The organism is Streptomyces sp. NPDC049040, from assembly GCF_043197715.1.
GTDB lineage: Bacteria > Actinomycetota > Actinomycetes > Streptomycetales > Streptomycetaceae > Actinacidiphila.
Genome location: NZ_JBICTO010000002.1, coordinates 166,386 through 183,541, shown reverse-complemented (window position 1 = coordinate 183,541; position 17,156 = coordinate 166,386). Strand labels below are relative to the sequence as shown.

The following is a 17,156-nucleotide window of genomic DNA, read 5'->3' as shown; positions in this document are numbered from 1 at the left end:
ACCCCCCAGCCGCCGGCCCGCTGCGCACCGCCGTCGCACGGGCCGGAGCGCCCCCCAACTACCCCCTGATTCCCCTGGAGTCCCCCGTCATGACAGCTGTCCGTTCAGAGAGCACTGAGCTTTCTGCCAGCTCGGCCTCGCTCCGCTTCCCCCCCGGCTTCGTCTGGGGGGCGGCCACCGCCGCCTATCAGATCGAGGGCGCCGCAGCCGAGGACGGCCGTACGCCCTCGATCTGGGACACCTTCAGCCACACCCCGGGCCGAGTCCGCAACGGGGACACCGGCGACATCGCCGCCGACCACTACCACCGGTTCCGCGACGACGTCGCGCTGATGGCGGACCTGGGCCTGGGCGCCTACCGCTTCTCGATCTCCTGGTCCCGGGTCCAGCCGACCGGGCGCGGACCCGCGGTGCAGCGCGGCCTGGACTTCTACCGGCAGCTCACCGACGAACTGCTCGACAAGGGCATCACCCCTGTCGCGACCCTCTACCACTGGGACCTGCCGCAGGACCTCGAGGACGTCGGCGGCTGGACCGTACGCGACACCACCGAGCGGTTCGCCGAGTACGCCGAGATCGTGGCGGGCGCGCTGGGCGACCGGGTGCCGTACTGGACCACGCTCAACGAGCCGTGGTGCTCGGCCTACCTCGGCTACGGCTCGGGCGTGCACGCCCCCGGGCGTACGGAGCCCGAGGCGGCGCTCAAGGCCGTGCACCACCTCAACCTCGCCCATGGCCGGGCGATCGGGGTTCTGCGTTCCGTTCTCCCCGCTACAGCGCAGACCTCGATCACCCTCAACCTGCACCAGGTCCGCCCGCTCACCGACTCCGCCCCCGACCTGGACGCGGCCCGCCGGATCGACGCGGTCGGCAACCGGGTCTTCCTCGGCCCGATCCTCGGTGACGGCTACCCCGCCGACCTGCTGGACGACACCGCCCACCTGGTCGACTGGGAGTCGCTGGTCAAGGACGGCGACCTCGCCGAGATCGGCCGCCCGATCGACCTGCTCGGCATCAACTACTACACCCCGACCCTGGTCTCCGACGGCCGGGTGCAGACCGAGGGTCCCGCCGCGCCGCGCAACGACGGGCACGGGTCGAGCGACTTCTCGCCGTGGCCCGGCTCCGAGCACGTCGCCTTCCACCTGCCGCCCGGCGAGACCACCGCGATGCGCTGGGCGGTCGACGCGACAGGCCTGCGCGACCTGATCCAGCGGATCGCCCGGGAGCACCCGGGCCTGCCGATGATGGTCACGGAGAACGGCGCCGCGTACGACGACTACATCTCGCCCGAGGGTCTGGTCAACGACCCCGAGCGGATCGCCTACCTGCACGGCCACCTGTCCGCGGTGCACCAGGCGGTGAGCGGCGGCGCCGACGTGCGCGGCTACTTCCTGTGGTCGCTGATGGACAACTTCGAGTGGGCCTACGGCTACAGCAAGCGCTTCGGCGCCGTCTACGTGGACTTCGGCACGCAGCGCAGGATCCCGAAGCAGAGCGCGCACTGGTACGCCTCGGTGGCGCGCGGAAACGTCCTTCAGGACCTCCCGGAGGAGGACGGGAAGTCCTGAGGGGACGGAGAAAAAGGAGCGGTACGGCAGTTCGAGGGTGCTGCCGTACCGCTCCTTGACGTTCCTCCCCCGTGGGGGTGGGGGAGGACCGGTCGCGGGTCAGCCGTCGTAGCCGGCGAACGCCTTCGAGAAGGCGCCCGCGCTCTGGGCTATCGAACTGCAGCTGGCGTCGGCCCAGTTCTGCGCCCCTCCCGGGCACTGCTTGTCGCGGGTGGCGGACCACATGGACAGCCAGGCCAGGCCCTTGGCCTTGGCGAAGGCGACCAGCTGCCCGGCGTCGGCGACGGTGAAGACCTCGGTGCTGACGTCGTTGACGCCGATCATCGGGGTGACCGCGACCTTCTGCCAGGCGGCGGCGTCGGACAGCCCGAGCACGCTCTTGACCTGGGCCTGGGTCGCGGTGGCGCCGTCGATCGCGTACTGGCCCATGTCGCCGGAGAAGGACGCGCCGTAGTCCATCGCCATGATGTCGACCGCGTGCACGTCCACGCCGTTGGCCTTGGCGTTCGCCAGCAGGTCGATGCCGTCCTGGGTGAGGCCGGTGGGCATCGCGGGCAGCGTGAAGGAGACCTCGAGGCCGCTGTGGGCTCGCTGGAGCTGGGTGATCGCCTGGGCGCGGCGGGTGTTGGCCGCGGTGTCGGGCAACGCGCCGCCCTCGATGTCGAAGTCGACCTTCGTCAGGTGGAATTGGTCGACCGCCTTGCCGTACGCGGCCGCCAGGTCCGCCACCGAGGTGCAGGCCGAGGCGAGTTCCGTACCGTTGGCGCCGCCGAAGGAGACCCGGACGTCGCCGCCCGCCGCGCGCAGCGCGCCGATCTGGGCGGCCACCGCGTCGCTGCCGAGGTCGGTGACACCGCCCCACTTGGGGACGCAGCCGCCGCCGGAGACGACGAAGGCCAGGTTGAACTGCTTGACGCCGTTGGCCTCGGCGGCGGCGACCAGGTCGTAGGCCGGGTAGAGCGAGGTGTCGACGTAGGGCGAGAAGCCGGCGCCGCCCGCCGAGCCGCTGCCCGGGTCGGTGGTCGCGGTGGCCGAGGGGGTCGCCGTGGGCGTCGCGGTGCGGGTGGGGGTGGCCGTCGCCGTGGCGGTGGGGGTGCCCGTGGGGTGGCCGGTGGGGGTGGCGGTCGGGCCGCTGTCCACCGAGCACTTGGCGTTGTTGATCAGGCAGCCGACCGGGTCGCCCGCGCTGCCCGTCGCGCTCGCGACGAAGCCGATGTCCGCCGTACCGCCGGGGGCTATCGAGGAGTTCCAGCCCGCCGGCTTCACCGTCACGGTCTGTCCCGACACCGTGTAGGTGCCGTTCCACAGCGAGCTGATCGTCGTGCCCGCGGGCAGCTGGAAGGTCAGCGTCCAGCCGTCGAGGGTGCTGCCGGTGGAATTGCTGATCTCGTACTGCCCGGTGTAGCCGCTGCCCCAGTCGCTGGTCTTGGAGTACGCGGCCCCGACCGTCGCCGCGCTGGCGGAGCCCGCGAGGGCGAACCCGCCGCCCGCGAGGGCCGCCGCAACGGCGACGGCGACGGTCAACTGGACCTTGCGGCTGGGACGGCGACGGTGCGTGCGTGCCATGTGCTGCCTGCCTCGGCTCGGGGGGAGGTGGTGACGCGCTGCACGCTAACCGCTGGCAGTCGGGCAAAAAGCCTGTTCAGGACGCTTCGGCGGCTTCTTATGGCGGACTTAAGCAACGGCAAGGGGCCCGTTAAAGGTGGCCGCGTCGTTCGGGCTTCCTGCTCACTCGCTTCGCGGACGGCCTCGTTCCTCGGCCGGCCACTGCGCGAGCTCGGGCGTCAGCCCTCGACGCGCCGCCGGCCTCCCGCGCCGCTTGTGACCGTGCGCGGCCGGGGCCGGCGCACCGCCGAGCGCGAGCCACAGCCGTATCTCCGCGCCGCCCAGCACACTCCGGCCGATGCGCATGTCCCCGCCGGTGGACTCCGCGACCCTGCGCACGATGTCCAGGCCGAGGCCCGTCGAGCCCTGCCCGCCGTCGCCGTGCCCGCGGCGCACCGCGGCTGCCGGGTCCGCGACCCCCGGTCCCGCGTCGGAGACCAGCACGATGACGGCGCCGTCCGTGCGGTGCACGTCCACCGCGAAGGCGGTGCCCTCGGGGGTGTGCCGGAAGACGTTGCCGAGCATCGCGTCCAGCGCCGCGGCCAGTTCGCTGCGCACCACGGGAACCCTCACCGGCCGGTCGGCGCCCGCCGTCCGCACCTCGCGGGCCTCGTCCTCAGCCAGCGCCGACCAGAAGGCCATCCGCTCCCTGATCACCTCGGCCGCGTCGCACCCGGCCGCCGACTGCGGTGCGCGATGCTCCCGTGCCGCCCTGATGATCTGGTCGACTTCGCGCTCGAGTTGGGCGACCGCGGCCCTGGTCTGGTCGGCGGCGGGGCCCTCACCGAGCGAGGCGGTGTTCAGCCGCAGCACGGTCAGCGGTGTACGCAGCCGGTGCGACAGGTCCGCCGCCAGCTCCCGCTCCGCGGCGAGCAGGTGCACGACCTGGTCGGCCATCGCGTTGAACGCGACCGCGGCGGCGCGCAGTTCTTCTGGGCCCGCCTCGGGCACCCGTACCCCGAGGTCGCCCTCCCCGAGCCGCTGCGCCGCCCCCGCCAGCCGCACCGCGGGCCGCACCATCCGGCTGCCGAGCCGGTCGGCGACCGCCACCGAACCGACGATGAGCGCGAGGCCGACCCCGGCGAGCACCAGCCAGGCGGTGGCCACGCCCCGGGTGACGTCGGCGTCGGGCACGAAGACCTCGACGACCGCGATCGTCCCCGACCCGACGGCGGTCGGCCGCAGCAGCGCGTAGCCGCCGGCGACCCGCACGGTCGCCGCCTCGCCGTGCGCCGACGCGGCGTCGAGTGCCGCCCGTTCGGCGCGCGGCTGCCCGATCCTGACCTCGGCGGTGTCCCGGGTGGCCGGGATCCGCAGGGCGATCCGCTGCATCGCCCCCGCCTGCGTCGTCGCGACGGCCCGCTCCAACTGCCCCCGGTCGGTGGTGATCGCCAGCGCCGGCGCGATGGCCGCGGCCTGCCGCTCGGCGTTCGTCAGCGCCCGGTCCCTGGCCAACTCCCTGACCACCAGGCCGAGCGGGACCGCGAAGGCGATCACCACCATGGCCGTGACCGCGAGCGACACCCTGACCAGGGACCACCTCATGCCGGCGGCTCCAGCTTGACCCCCACCCCGCGCAGGGTGTGCAGATACCGCGGCCTCGCCGCGGTCTCACCCAACTTCCGCCGCAGCCACGACAGATGCACGTCGATGGTCTGGTCGTCGCCGTAGGACTGCTGCCAGACCTCCGCGAGCAGCTCGCGCCTGGCCACCACGACGCCGGGCCGCGCGGCAAGGAAGCTCAGCAGGTCGAACTCCCGCCGGGTCAGGTCGAGCGTCACCCCGTCCAGCACCGCGAGCCGGCGCCGCACGTCGATCGTCAGCCCGCCGACCATGATCACCGCGTCCGCCGCGGGCGCCGCCGACCTGCTGCGGGCCCGCCGCAGCACCGCGGCCAGCCGGGCCGACAGATGCTCCACGGAGAACGGTTTCACCAGATAGTCGTCGGCGCCCGCGTTGAGCAGCCGTACGACCTCCGCCTCGTCGTCCCTCGCGGTCGCCACGATCACCGGTACATCGCTGAGCCCGCGCAGCATCTTCAGCGCCTCCGACCCGTCGAGGTCGGGCAGCCCCAGATCCAGGATCACCACATCGAAACCGACCTGCGCGACCTCCCGCAACGCCTCGAGCGCGGTGCCCACACTCCGTACGGTGTGGGACGCCTCGGTCAGGTGCCGGATCAGGGCCGAGCGCACGAACTGGTCGTCCTCGACCACGAGCACACTTGCCATGCGCGGCAACCTAGCGTGTCGCGGCGCCTCGTGGGTGCGGCACTATGGCCGGGTGCACAGAGGGCTGCTCCACACCTGCGTCTGGGCGCTCACCACCGCGGCGGCCGCGACGCTCTCGTGGTTCGGCGTCCACAGCGTGCTGCGCGGCACCGCCTACGACCCGCCGCGCGCCCTCCCGGTCACCGCACCGGCGCTGGCCTCCTCGACCCATCGGCCCCAGGCGGCCACCAGCACCCCCCGGCCCGCCGCACCGGCCCCGGCCACGCGGGCGGCGACCCCGGCACCGCCCCCCGCGCCGACCACGGTCGCGGCCACGACGGCGCCCGCCAACGTGCACGGCTACACCATGCGGGGCGGCCGGGTCGTGCTCGCGCTCGGGCCGAGCGCGGCCACGCTGGTCTCGGCGACGCCGAACCCCGGCTGGAAGATGCAGGTCTGGCCGGAGGACGGCTGGCTGCGGGTCACCTTCACCTCAGCGGACGCGGCCTCGACGGTCTTCTGCACCTGGAACGGGCATCCGCCGTCGGTGGAGTCCTACGAGGAGTAGCGCTCGCCTGAGGTCAGCCCGAGGTCAGCCGAAGGCGCCGGGAGGCGGCGGCGGGGAAGGGGCGGCGGTCGCGTCCGTCACCACGGCGGCCCCGGCGACGAAGTCCGTGAGGGACTGGCCGTGTTCGACCCGGCCGGGGTGCGGATCCGTCGCGACGCGGCGGGTGAGGTCGGCGACCGGGAGGTCGTGGTCCGCCGCCCACAGCACGGCATTGCCGAACCGCCTGCCGCGCAGCACCGCGGGATCCGCGGCGACGCACACCTCGCCGAAGGCGGCCCGCACCGTGGCGACCTGCCCGCGAAGGAAGGCCAGCGCCCCGCCGTCGGTCAGGTTGGCGGCGTAGTCGCCGCCGGCCCGCAGCACCCTCCGCACATCCGTGAGGAATTCCGCGCTGGTCAGGTGCGCGGGGGTGCGGGCGCCGCCGAAGACGTCGGCGATGACCAGGTCGGCCCAGCTGTCGGGGATCTTCGCGAGCCCGGCCCGCGCGTCACCCTCGCGTACCTTGATCCGCCAGCCGCGGTCCCACGGAAGATGCGCACGGACCAGGTCCACCAGCGCCGAGTCGACCTCGATGACCTGCTGGGTGGAGCGCGGCCGGGTGAAGGCGGTGTAACGCGCCAGGGTCAGCGCCCCGCCGCCGAGGTGCAGCACCCGCAGCGGCATCCCGGGCGGCGCGACGAGGTCGATGACGTGGCCAAGCCTGCGCTGGTAGGAGAAGCCGAGGTGGTCGGGTTCCGCCAGGTCGACATGGGACTGGGGGGCGCCCTCGACGACAAGGGCCCACGCCTGGGGGCGTTCCCTGTCGGGTACGAGGACCGCGGCGCCGCCCGCGACCTGCGCGGTGACCGCATCGGGTGTGCGCGCCCGGCCGCCGCGCCTCTTGCCTGCCATGCGCCGATTATCGGGGCATCGGGGCTGGTGCTGCGACCGGGAAGGTCCACCGGCTCGCGAAGCCCCGCACGGACCTCCCCCGGACTCCGCCGTACCTTCACTCGGCGTTTCCGGACCAACCGGGCAGGCCCGCCATGAGGCAGGCCCTGGCCCTGCGCCTTGCGACGCACCCCGTAGCCCGTAGCCCGTAGCCCGTAGCCCGTAGCCCGTCGTGAGCTTCCGGCAGCCCGCCGCCGGTCACCGCACCAGGCCGTGTACGACGAATCCCGCCTGCCTGGCGGCGCCCGGCACGTGCGCTTGCCGCGTCGAGGGGCCGGCGGCGCGGATCGCCGATTCCGCCGCCGGCCTCTCAGGCCCTGGCGCTGCTGACTCCCGAACTGTCGATGTAGTCGCGGACCTCGCTGATCAGCCCGCCGCGGACGCGGAGCACCAGCAGTCCGGGAACGGTGAAAGCGGCGTCCGCAGCCGGCACCGTACCCACGACGACCTGCTCGGCGATGATCACTTCCGGGTCGGCGGTCCGGTGGACCGCGACCCTGCGGATCTCCGACACCTGTGCGGGGCTCGCGCCCCAGGCGGCCCGGTAGCCCGAGCGCACGGCCTCGCGCCCCTCGAAACGCGGCGGGAATCCGGGTGTGGAGAACGGGAACTCGTGCACGGCGTCGGCCGCGTAGAGGTCGGCGAGGTCGTCGGCCGACTTGTCGAGCATGGCCTGGTAGTAGCGGTCCAGCACGTCCTGCGGACCGCGGCCGGCAAGGGTCTCGGTGCGTGTCACGGGAGCAATCCATTCACTCAACGATTGTTGATCCAACGAGGGTAGAGGGCGCCCTGGCATTCGGTCAACGGTCGTGGAGCGAACGGCTGTAGACTGGGCCGGTGCCCACCGCCCAGCCGTCCCGCGCCGAACGCCGCAGCGCCACCGAGGCGCGGATCCTCGGCAGCGCCCGGGAGCTGTTCGCCGAGAAGGGATTCGACCGCACCACCGTCCGCGCCGTGGCGGCAGCGGCCGGTGTCGACCCGGCCCTGGTCATGCAGTACTTCGGCTCGAAGCGGGGCCTGTTCACCCAGGCCGTCCAGGCGCTCCCCGCCGTGCCTGCCGCCACCGGCAGTGGCGTCCTCGCCGACCAGCTCCTGGCCACGCTCGGCCCGAAACTCGGCGGCCTGCCCGAGGGAGCCCTGGCGATGATGCGGTCGATGCTCACCGACCCCGGCGCGGCCGAGCAGATCCGCGCCCTCCTCTCCCAGCAGGCCGATTCCGTCGTCGCCGCGATGCCGCCTGCCGAGGACGCCGAACTGCGGGCCCTGCTGGCCCTCACCACCCTGCTCGGCGTGACCGTCGGCCACCAGCTCCTCGGCCTCCCCGCCCTCCGCGACGCCCCCACCGAGCGCATCGCCGCCCTCCTCCGCCCCGGCATCAGCGCCCTGACGCAACCACAGCACTGAGGACGGCAGCACTGAGGACCGCCGCCCAGCAGTTGACGACGCGGCGCGGATGCCGCGTTTCCGAAGGCCGACCGTATGGCGTCGACGTTCCCAGCCGTCACGACAGACGACAGACGCCTCTTCCTCTGCCCTGGCATCGGTCCAGCATCGCCGGGCCGCACCGCCATGAGAGCCCGTGGCTCATCGAGTGGTGATCATTTGTCGGACACGGCCTGGCGCGCACGCAGGCCCTGGTAGCCGTCGACCAGCTCGATGGTGCGGGCGGCCTCACCGAGCGCGGCCCGCAGCACCGCGGGGTCGGTGACGGCGGTGTCGGTGTGCGGCGGCACGATCCACCTGGTGTCGGCGACCGCCGGGCCGTCGAGGACCAGGCCCCTGCCGTCGGTGCGGGTGCACGAGCTGCCCGGCAGGTCCCAGCACTCCGCGGTGCCCGGTGGCACCAGGAAGCCGAGGCTGCCGCCGCTGCTGTCGTGCAGCACCGGGCCGACACCGCTGCCCAGCCGCAGCAGATCCGCCGCTTCGAGGCCCTGCCTCGCCGGCACCGTCACCAGGTCGCACGGCGGCGGCGGTTCGCTGTGCTCCGAACTCGGACCCGACGTATGCGTACCGCTGGTGTCCAACAAGGCAAACGCTCCTCGCGATGGGATCGGCGCACGCTGTGCTTGTGCCACACCCTGACAACGCGCGACGACGTCAACGGCTACGTGGATTTCATGCCGTAAGAGTGGCGTTTCATGGCAGATCGTGCGTGAGATATCCGTTTTGTAGCCAAATTCGGCATATGGAACTCCCGGCCAGCCGGTACGTTCGTCCCGCCGCCGAGCGGTACCGACCGTCGTGGGAGTCGCCATGCTTCCGTCCCCTGCTTCCTCCGTCCCCCCCGCCAACACCGCGATCCGGCGGCTGCGCGGCGACCGGTCACCGGCCGAGTTCGCCGCCGCCGTACGGCGGGCCGCCCGCGAGATCGGTGAACAGGTCAGCTGCGACGCCCGCTACGTCGGACGGCTCGAAAGCGGCGAGATCCGCTGTCCCAACTACGCCTACGAGCGGGTCTTCCGCCACATGTTCCCCGGGCTCACCCCGGCGGACCTCGGCTTCGCACCCCGGCAGGCGGTACGCGGCCGACGCACGGCCGTCCCGCCTGCCACCCCTCTCGATCCGACGTACGAGGAGAGCGACGTGCAGCGTCGCGCGTTCATGACCGCCGGCCCCGCCGCCTTCGCCACCGCACTCCTGCCGGGCGCCGACCCGCCCGCCCGAGCCGGCGCCGACGAGGTGGCCGCAGTCCACGAAGCCGTACGGCAGATCAGGCTGCACGACGACCGCCACGGCGGCGACGGGCTCTACACCCACGCCACCGGGGCGCTGCGCGGCGCCTACCGCCTCCTCGACGAGACCACCCACAGCCAGGCGACCGCAGCCGGGCTCGCCTCGGGGGCCGGGGAGCTCGCCATCTCCGTCGGATGGCTCGCCCACGACTCAGGGCGGCTACCCGAAGCCCGCTCCCACTACGCCGAAGCACTCGCCACCGCCCGGATGGCCGCCGACCCCGCACTCGAAGTGCACGCCTTCTGCAACACCTCCTTCCTCGCCAGGGACGCGGGGCGGCACCAGGAGGCGGTACGCGCCGCCCAGGCCGCGCAACTCCTCGCCCGCGACCTCGGCTCCTCCCGGCTGCTCTCGCTGCTCGCCCTCCGCGAAGCCGGCGGCCTGGCCGGGCTCGGCGAACGGCGGCGCTGCGAACTGGTACTGGCCCGGGCGCACTCCCTGTACGCCCGGGGGCCGGGCGACGCCGATCCGCCCTGGATGAGCTTCTTCGGCGAGGCCGAGCTCGCCGGGCTCGAAGCCCAGGCCTGGGCGGCGCTCGGGAAACACGACCGGGCCGCCGGGGCCGCCAGGCACGCGGTGCGCCTCCAGGACCCGCACTTCGTGCGCAACCTCGCCCTCTACCAGGCCGAGCTGGCCATCAACCTGCGCCGCTCGGGGGACGGCGCCGAGGCCGCCACCGTCGCGGGCAGCGCCCGCAGGCTGCTCCCGGGCGTGCGCTCGGCCCGCGTCCGCACGATGCTCACCACCGTCTGAACGGCGCCCACCCGGCGCCCGACCACCTTCGAACCGGCCTCACCGGCCCTCCGGCGAACCCGGGGGCTGGAGCATTGCCCCCTCCCACCCCCGGCGGGTCGGCTTCCGGCCCGAGCGGACGATCCGGGAGTGGCACCGCCCTCCCCGGCCTCACCGTCTTCCGGTGTCCCCGGGGGGTTGGAGCATTGGGCCCCCTTCCACCGCGCGGCGGTCGGCGCTCGGCCTTGGGGGGATGAGCCGGGAGCGGCACCGCCCTCCCCAGCCTCACCGTCTTCCGGCGTCCCCGGGGGGTTGGAGCATTGGGCCCCCTTCCACTGGCCGGCGGGTCGGCGCTCGGCCTTGGGGGGATGAGCCGGGAGCCGTACCGCCTTTCACGATCTGACCGGCTTCCGGTGTCCCCGGGGGTTGGAGCATTGGGCCCCCTTCCACCGCCCGGCGGTCGGCCCTCGGCCTTGGAGGGATGAGCCGGGAGTGGCACCAACCTTCGCGACCTGACCGGCTTCGGGCGTGCCCGGGGGTTGGAGCGTTGCCCCCGCTGCCGGTGGGTCGGCGTTCGGCGTGAGGGGACGATCCGGGGGTGTCCCCGCAGGCCTGCGCGCGATTCCCGCTGGTACGTTCGGGAAGAGCCGAGGCGCGCAGGCCGAGGAGATACCCCCGGAGTGGCCCCGACCCCACCCCCGACCCACCCCCGCCCAGCGCAGCGCCTGGGCGCGCCCCCAGCCCCCAGAACCCGGCGGGCGCCCCCGAAAGATCCCGCTTACGTTGGGCATCATGGCCCGAATGAGAACCGTCGCCGCCCTCGCTGCGGCGCTGACGGCGACCGTCCTGGCCGCCCCGCCACAGGCGGACGGCTCGGCCGGCCACAGCCCGTACGGGCAGACGGTCGACTGGGCCGGCTGCCCAGGCGTGCACGGCCCTCGCTCGATGGAGTGCGGGACGCTCACCGTCCCCCGCGACTACGCCGACCCGAAGGCCGGCGACCTGGACGTCGCCGTGAGCCGGATACCGGCGACCGGCCCGGGCCCACGCCTCGGCTCGCTCGTGGTGAACTTCGGCGGCCCCGGCATCCCCGGCATCACGGAACTGGGGGAACGCACCGCAGCCGGCGAGCTGTCCAGGCTCAACCGCCGCTACGACCTCATCGGCTTCGACCCCCGCGGCGTCGGCCGCAGCTCCCCGGTGGACTGCGGCGACCTCTCGGGGGTGACCGCCACCGACCTGGCGGGCCAGGCCCGCCAGGTGGCGCAGGCCTGCCGCAAGCACTCCGGTGCGCTGCTGCCCTGGGTGGGCACCCCGAATGCCGCAAGGGACCTCGATGTCGTACGCTCGGCCCTCGGCGACGACCGCCTCGCCTACCTGGGCTTCTCCTACGGCGGCCGGCTCGGCTCGGTGTACGCGCACGAATTCCCTCAGCACATCGGCCGGATGGTGCTGGACGGGGTGCCGGACCCCACGCTGGACGACACCGAGACCGCGCTGGCCCAGGCGGCGGCCTTCCAGCACGCGCTGGACGACTTCGCGGCCGACTGCGTGGCCCGCGGCTGCCCGGTGCCGGGCCGGACCGCGGCCCAGGTGGTGGCCGGTATGAAGACGGCCGCGCACAGCCTCGGCGAGGGCGGGCTCGCGACGGTGACCGGCCAGCTGGACCGGGCCGGCTACCTCCAGGGCGTGCAGAACGCCCTCTACTCCAAGGACGACTGGCCCTACCTGCGGGAAGCTCTCAGCGCGCTGCGCGACGGTGACGGCGAGCCGATGATGCAGCTCGCGTACCCGGGTCAGCTGGGCCAGCTGGCCCAGCCCGCCCGGCTGCCGGCGCTGGACTCCACATGGTCCACCCCGGACAACTACGAGATGGCGAAGCTCGCGATCGACTGCCGGGATACCCCGGAGCGGCACACCCCGGCCGGCGTGCATGCGCTGGACCCGCGCTTCACCGCCGCGTCAGCGGTGTTCGGCACGTCGATCGAGGCGACGCTGCTGGCGTGTACGGGCTGGCCCCCGGGCGACGGGGCGTCCCGCAGGGTGGCGGCCCCGACGGCGCCGCAGGCGCTGCTGGTCAGCACCACGGCGGATCCGGCGACGCCGTATCCGGGGGCGGCCCACATGGCGGCGGCGCTGGGCAACGGCAGCCGCGTGCTGACGTATCGGGGCGAGGGACACGGGGCCTACTTCGCGCACGATCCGTGTGTGACGGGTGCGGTCGAGGCGTATCTCATCGACGGTGCGATGCCGGGGGGCCGGGCGGTGTGCTGAGGCGGGGGCGCCTACCGGTGGCGCCGGGGCGGGACCCGCCGGGGGGATGTCCTCGGCCAGGCGCTGCGCTGGGCGGGGGCGGGTCGGGGGTGTGCGGGGGTCGGTGCCACTCCGGGGGTATCTCCTCGGCCTGCGCGCCTCGGCTCTTCCCGAACGTACCAACGGGAATCGCGCGCAGGCCTGCGGGGACACCCCCGGATCGTCCCCTCACGCCGAACCCCGAACCACCGGCAGCGGGGGCAACGCTCCACCCCCGGGGACGCCGGAGGTCGGTGGGCCCGCGAAAAGCGGCGCCACTCCCGGCGACTCCCCACAAAGCCGAGCGCCGACCCACCGGCCAGTGGAAGGAAGCCCAATGCCCCAACCCCCCGGGCACACCGGAAGCCGGTCAGCCCGCGAAAAGCGGTGCCACTCCCGGCGAGTCCCCCCAAGGCCGAACGCCGACCACCGGCCAGTGGAAGAGGGCCCAATGCCCCAACCCCCCGGGGACACCGGAAGACGGTGAGGCCGGGGAGGACGGCGCCACTCCCGGCGAGTCCCCCCAAGGCCGAACGCCGACCACCGGCCAGTGGAAGGGAGCCCAATGCCCCAACCCCCGGGCACACCGGAAGACGGTGAGGCCGGGGAGGGCGGTGCCGCTCCCGGCGAGTCCCCTCGGGCCGAGCGTCGAACCACCGGCGGCGGGAGGCGCGATGCCCCAACCCCCGGGCTCGCCGGACGTCGGTGAGGCCGGGGCGGCGGGTCAGCCGCGGATGGTGGCTGCGGTGACGCGGAAAAGGTCGAGGCGGCGCTCGTAGAGGAGGTATCGCGGCTGGCGGCGCGGGGCGTAGGCCGCGTACAGGTGCTGGGGGTCCGTGGTGTGCCACGGGCGCGTCGGCCGCCTGGTCGGGGTGATGTTGAGGGAGACGCGGGTCACCCCGGCGAGTTCGGGGGCGGAGCCGGCGGCCGCGGTCAGGAGCAGGTCGGTGAGGAGGTGGTCGACCGGTGCGCGGCCCGAGTCGCGGTCGTAGCGCAGGAGGTCGAGGGTGAGCCCGTCGGCGCCCCAGGGCACGAACCCGAGGACGGCGCAGGTGCGGCCGTTCGGGTCGCGGCACTCGGCGAGCAGGTAGTCGCCGTCCGCCGGGTCGCCGAGCCGGCCGAGGGCGGCGGAGAAGCCGGCCGGGTGCCGGCGCCAGGCGACGGCGAGCTGGCCGAGCCTGCGCTGGTCCTCGGCGTCGATCATGCGCTGCCTGCGGAAGGCGGTGGTGTAGCCGGCGGTGGCGATCAGCCGGTGTGCCGCGAGCGGGCCGCTCGTGGTGTCGCCCGCCGCGAAGGCGTCGGCGTGGACGACGGCTTCGTCGCCGGAGGCGAGCCCGTGGAAGCCGGCGGCCTCGTAGGCGACCGCGGCGGCGGGCCCGGCGTTGGTGACCGCGGGCACCCAGGCGTGGCGGTGGGCGTCGGCGATCCAGCCGGCGACGGCGGCGGGCCAGGCGCCGCGGGGGCCGAGCGGGTCGCCGGTGGCGAGGGCGACGCCGTTGACGACCCGGTAGAGGATCGCGGCGTCCCGTGACGGGCTCCAGTGCACGGACTTGTCGCGGCGCAGCGCGAAGTAGCCGAGCGAGTCGCGCCTGCCGTACGCGCGCAGCAGGGCGCGCAACCGGCGTTCGTCGGTGGGGAGCAGCCGGGCGCGGCCGCGGGGGGCGCGGAAGAAGGCCAGCAGGACGACCAGCATCAGCGCGACGCTGAGCACGTTGATGGCCAGGTCGGTCCAGCCGGGCACGGTGATCCCGGGCAGGTCGAAGAGGCCGGAGACGGTGAGGACCCGTACGGAGGCGTACCTCAGGCTCGCGGTCCACTGCCGGGGCGGGGTCTGGTCGGTGGCGTGGACGAGCAGGGTGCCGAGGCCGACCGCGACGACCGCCCCGATCAGCAGGCTGGTCAGCCCGAGCGCCACGTTGCCGCGTTCGCCGCGCACGTTGAAGACCGGTCGGGAGACCAGCAGGGCGGTGAGGAAGAGCAGGGTGACGGCGAGCGAGGCCCAGTTGAAGGGGTGGCCGCGGGATTCGGGTACGGCGGCGATGGTGATGCCGATGACGAGGGTGTAGCCGACGGCCAGGACGGTGGTGGCGATCCAGGCGGCGCGCTTGCGGCGGCGGAGGCTGATCGACAGGACCAGGGCGAGGACGGCCCCGGTGAAGCCTGGGCTGACCATGAACGCGGTGACGTACTCGCCGTTGGTGGCGGCGCGCACCCGGTCGCGGAAGGGGACGACGGCTCCGGTGACGACGTTGACCGCGGTGGCCACCCGCAGGTACCAGACGGCGGCGGCCGCGCCGGGGTCGCGCAGCGGGCGCAGCACCCGGGCCAGCAGCACCTCGAGCCGGGACGGCGGCAGGTCGACGATGGTGGGGCGGGCCGCCGGGTGCTTGGTCAGCGACACCGGGCTCGGTGCGCCCGCGACCGCGTCCATGGCGCGGGTCTTCACGGCGACCATCCGCCGGTGGATGCGGTCCTCGCGGCGTTCCGCGCGGGCCATCCGGCGCGGCCTGCTGCCGTAGCGCCAGCGGGCCCAGGGGCTGGCGGGGCGGGCCAGCCGCAGGGCGCCGACGACCGCGAGGAAGGGCAGCATCACCCCGAGCAGCCCGGTCCACACCTTGCCCTTGAGAAGGCACAGCACCACGAAGCCGAGCAGCGCCGCGGCGACGACGTAGGGGGTCCAGGAGGTGCCGCCGACGTAGCCGCCCAGGGGGGCCTGGCCGATGAGCAGCAGGCCGATCACCGAGACGGCGAGGATCACCGCGTCGACGGACTGTCGGCCCTCCTCGCGCCAGTAGACGTCCTCCAGGTGCAGCACGAGTGCGAACTCGTCCAGGACCAGGCCGCAGCCGGCGCCGAAGATCACGGCGAGGATGTTGTGGGCCAGCGGGCCGCCGTGGACGGCGAAGGAGCCGACACCGCCGACCAGCATCATCGCCTGGCCGAAGACCACGTGGTGGATGTGCAGTCCGCCGGGCTGGACGTTGCCCGGCCACCAGGAGACCTCCGCGCGGATCATCCGCACGCTCAGGCGGATGAAGAGGAAGGATCCGAGGAGTCCGGCGAGCAGCAGGAACAGCGGTGTCCGGCCGCCGGTGCCGGAGATGTGCACCCGGACGGTGTCGGCCAGCGACCAGTGCCCCATGGCACAAGGGTGCTGGTCGGACGGCTGCGGGACCAAGCGGGCGCGCCGGGCGGCGGGTCGCGGGTGCCGTGGCGCGGCTGGTCCGCACACGCCGAAGGCCCCCCGTGGAACACGGAGGGCCTTCGTTTCAGGTGCGCCGCCAGGGACTCGAACCCCGGACCCGCTGATTAAGAGTCAGCTGCTCTAACCAACTGAGCTAGCGGCGCCTGCTGACGTCGTAGACATTAGCACCCACCCCGGCGACCTGGAAAATCGATAAGGCTCAGGCCGATCCCGGCACCCCGGCGAGGGCCGCCGCGGCGGTCGCGGGGGCGGCCCTGACCGCGCGGAGGCACGCCCACAGCAGGACGTCGGCGCCCGGCAGCCAGGGGTGCCGGGTGTCGGGGGCGACGACCCAGCGGGATATCCCCGTACCGTCAGGGCACCCTTCGTCGGGCTCCTCGTGGAGCGCCGGGACGGTGACCGCGTCGCCGCTGCCGTGGCACAGCATCGGGGGGACGGCGCTGGCCCACTCCTCCCAGCCGAGCAGCGCGGGCAGCCGCTGGGCGGTGCCGGGCGCGACCAGCAGCAGGACCCGGCCGCGGTGGACGGCGACCGGGCCGCTGCCGGGCCCCGACGCCCAGAGCTGCTCCAGCACCCGGCGGCCGAAGAGCGCGGTGAGATTGACCACGTCGAAGGTCTTGCCGCAGGGCAGGACGCTCGGGGCGCCGGGGCGGGCCGACCACAGGGCCTCGACGCTGCGCGGGAAAGCGCTCGCGGAGGCCAGCCACGCGGCGCCTTCCGGTGTGACACATGCGGTGTGCTGGCGCCGCCGGGCCTCGGTGACGATCCCGATGACGCTGGTGCTCCCCTGCCATTCGTCCATGGCATTTACAGGTACCGGTCGTTCCGGCATCGTCCTGGTAAATCCCCCGAATACGGGACAGGAACGCATGCGGCGCGTACCCTGGCGACCCCGCACGGCGATCGGACCGTTACGGGGTGACACCACCGCCGGCGATGAGGCCCTCGCCGTACTCGGCCATCTTCCGGGCGTAGTCCTCGGTCCAGCCCGCCCGTTCCGCCAGGTCCGCCGGGGTGAGCCGGTCGAATCGGCGCGGGTCGGTGAGCTGTGCGGCCGCGATGGCCTGGAATTCGGTCGCCCGGTCGGCGGCCGTACGGAAGGCCTGCTCCAGCTCGGTGGCCCTGGCCAGCAGCTGCCGCGGGTCGTCCATCGACTCAAGTTCGAAGAAGCGGTCGCCGCCGGTGGTGTCGGGCGCGCCGGGTTCGAACAGCAGCGGGGCAGGGCGCTTCGGCCGGTCGGCGCGGGGCTCCTGCGGTTCGCGGGGCTCGCGGGACGGGCGAGCCGGTTGCGGCTCGGACATTCGGTTACC

14 protein-coding genes and 1 tRNA gene are annotated in these 17,156 nt (G+C 73.9%); 5 read left to right on the top strand and 10 right to left on the bottom strand.

The features are described from left to right. Positions 1–89 precede the first annotated feature (89 nt). On the top strand, positions 90–1,571 hold the full coding sequence (locus ACGFMP_RS05735) for a GH1 family beta-glucosidase (protein WP_393670504.1): 1,482 nt from the start codon (positions 90–92) through the stop codon (positions 1,569–1,571). Between the two features lie 99 nt (positions 1,572–1,670). On the opposite strand, the gene ACGFMP_RS05730 is transcribed toward ACGFMP_RS05735, so the two are convergent. The 3 genes from ACGFMP_RS05730 to ACGFMP_RS05720 all read right to left on the bottom strand — a co-directional run bounded on the left by ACGFMP_RS05730 (position 1,671) and on the right by ACGFMP_RS05720 (position 5,407). Continuing rightward, positions 1,671–3,137 carry a cellulose binding domain-containing protein gene (locus ACGFMP_RS05730; RefSeq protein WP_393670503.1) on the bottom strand — a complete coding sequence of 489 codons (1,467 nt, stop codon included), beginning with the start codon at positions 3,135–3,137 and terminating at the stop codon, positions 1,671–1,673. Positions 3,138–3,299: 162 nt separating this feature from the next. Then, on the bottom strand, positions 3,300–4,721 hold the full coding sequence (locus tag ACGFMP_RS05725) for a sensor histidine kinase (protein ID WP_393670502.1): 1,422 nt from the start codon (positions 4,719–4,721) through the stop codon (positions 3,300–3,302). Next, entirely contained in the window at positions 4,718–5,407 is a 690-nt protein-coding gene (locus ACGFMP_RS05720) for a response regulator transcription factor (protein WP_393670501.1), read from the bottom strand. Before ACGFMP_RS05720 ends, ACGFMP_RS05725 begins: the two co-directional genes overlap by 4 nt. 52 nt (positions 5,408–5,459) lie before the next feature. Here ACGFMP_RS05720 and ACGFMP_RS05715 point away from each other — a divergent pair, with 52 nt between their 5' ends. After that, the gene (locus ACGFMP_RS05715) at positions 5,460–5,954 is read left to right on the top strand and encodes a hypothetical protein (RefSeq protein WP_393670499.1); all 495 of its coding nucleotides are present in this window, start codon (positions 5,460–5,462) and stop codon (positions 5,952–5,954) included. Between the two features lie 24 nt (positions 5,955–5,978). On the opposite strand, the gene ACGFMP_RS05710 is transcribed toward ACGFMP_RS05715, so the two are convergent. Together ACGFMP_RS05710 and ACGFMP_RS05705 are read right to left on the bottom strand one after the other, a co-directional pair. Beyond that, a complete protein-coding gene (locus ACGFMP_RS05710; protein ID WP_393670498.1) occupies positions 5,979–6,845 on the bottom strand; it encodes a spermidine synthase in 867 nt (288 codons plus the stop codon). 349 nt (positions 6,846–7,194) lie between these two features. Further along, positions 7,195–7,620, bottom strand: coding sequence for a nuclear transport factor 2 family protein (locus ACGFMP_RS05705; RefSeq protein ID WP_393670497.1), 426 nt, complete (start codon positions 7,618–7,620; stop codon positions 7,195–7,197). Positions 7,621–7,721: 101 nt separating this feature from the next. Between ACGFMP_RS05705 and ACGFMP_RS05700 the strand changes: the two genes are divergently transcribed. Next, positions 7,722–8,288 carry a TetR family transcriptional regulator gene (locus ACGFMP_RS05700; RefSeq protein WP_393670495.1) on the top strand — a complete coding sequence of 189 codons (567 nt, stop codon included), beginning with the start codon at positions 7,722–7,724 and terminating at the stop codon, positions 8,286–8,288. 194 nt (positions 8,289–8,482) lie between these two features. Here the strand turns inward: ACGFMP_RS05700 and ACGFMP_RS05695 are convergent, their stop codons facing one another. Next, positions 8,483–8,908, bottom strand: coding sequence for a hypothetical protein (locus tag ACGFMP_RS05695; protein ID WP_393671333.1), 426 nt, complete (start codon positions 8,906–8,908; stop codon positions 8,483–8,485). A gap of 229 nt (positions 8,909–9,137) precedes the next feature. Here ACGFMP_RS05695 and ACGFMP_RS05690 point away from each other — a divergent pair, with 229 nt between their 5' ends. Further along, a complete protein-coding gene (locus ACGFMP_RS05690; protein WP_393670494.1) occupies positions 9,138–10,370 on the top strand; it encodes a tetratricopeptide repeat protein in 1,233 nt (410 codons plus the stop codon). A gap of 771 nt (positions 10,371–11,141) precedes the next feature. Then, a complete protein-coding gene (locus tag ACGFMP_RS05685) occupies positions 11,142–12,623 on the top strand; it encodes an alpha/beta hydrolase (protein WP_393670493.1) in 1,482 nt (493 codons plus the stop codon). 742 nt (positions 12,624–13,365) lie between these two features. On the opposite strand, the gene ACGFMP_RS05680 is transcribed toward ACGFMP_RS05685, so the two are convergent. The 4 genes from ACGFMP_RS05680 to ACGFMP_RS05665 all read right to left on the bottom strand — a co-directional run bounded on the left by ACGFMP_RS05680 (position 13,366) and on the right by ACGFMP_RS05665 (position 17,147). Then, positions 13,366–15,783, bottom strand: coding sequence for a phosphatidylglycerol lysyltransferase domain-containing protein (locus tag ACGFMP_RS05680; RefSeq protein ID WP_393670492.1), 2,418 nt, complete (start codon positions 15,781–15,783; stop codon positions 13,366–13,368). A gap of 132 nt (positions 15,784–15,915) precedes the next feature. After that, positions 15,916–15,989 (bottom strand) — tRNA-Lys (locus ACGFMP_RS05675). 56 nt (positions 15,990–16,045) lie between these two features. Then, a complete protein-coding gene (locus ACGFMP_RS05670) occupies positions 16,046–16,648 on the bottom strand; it encodes a bifunctional DNA primase/polymerase (RefSeq protein ID WP_393670491.1) in 603 nt (200 codons plus the stop codon). A 109-nt stretch (positions 16,649–16,757) separates the two neighbouring features. Next, positions 16,758–17,147 carry a hypothetical protein gene (locus ACGFMP_RS05665; protein WP_393670490.1) on the bottom strand — a complete coding sequence of 130 codons (390 nt, stop codon included), beginning with the start codon at positions 17,145–17,147 and terminating at the stop codon, positions 16,758–16,760. Positions 17,148–17,156 lie beyond the last annotated feature (9 nt).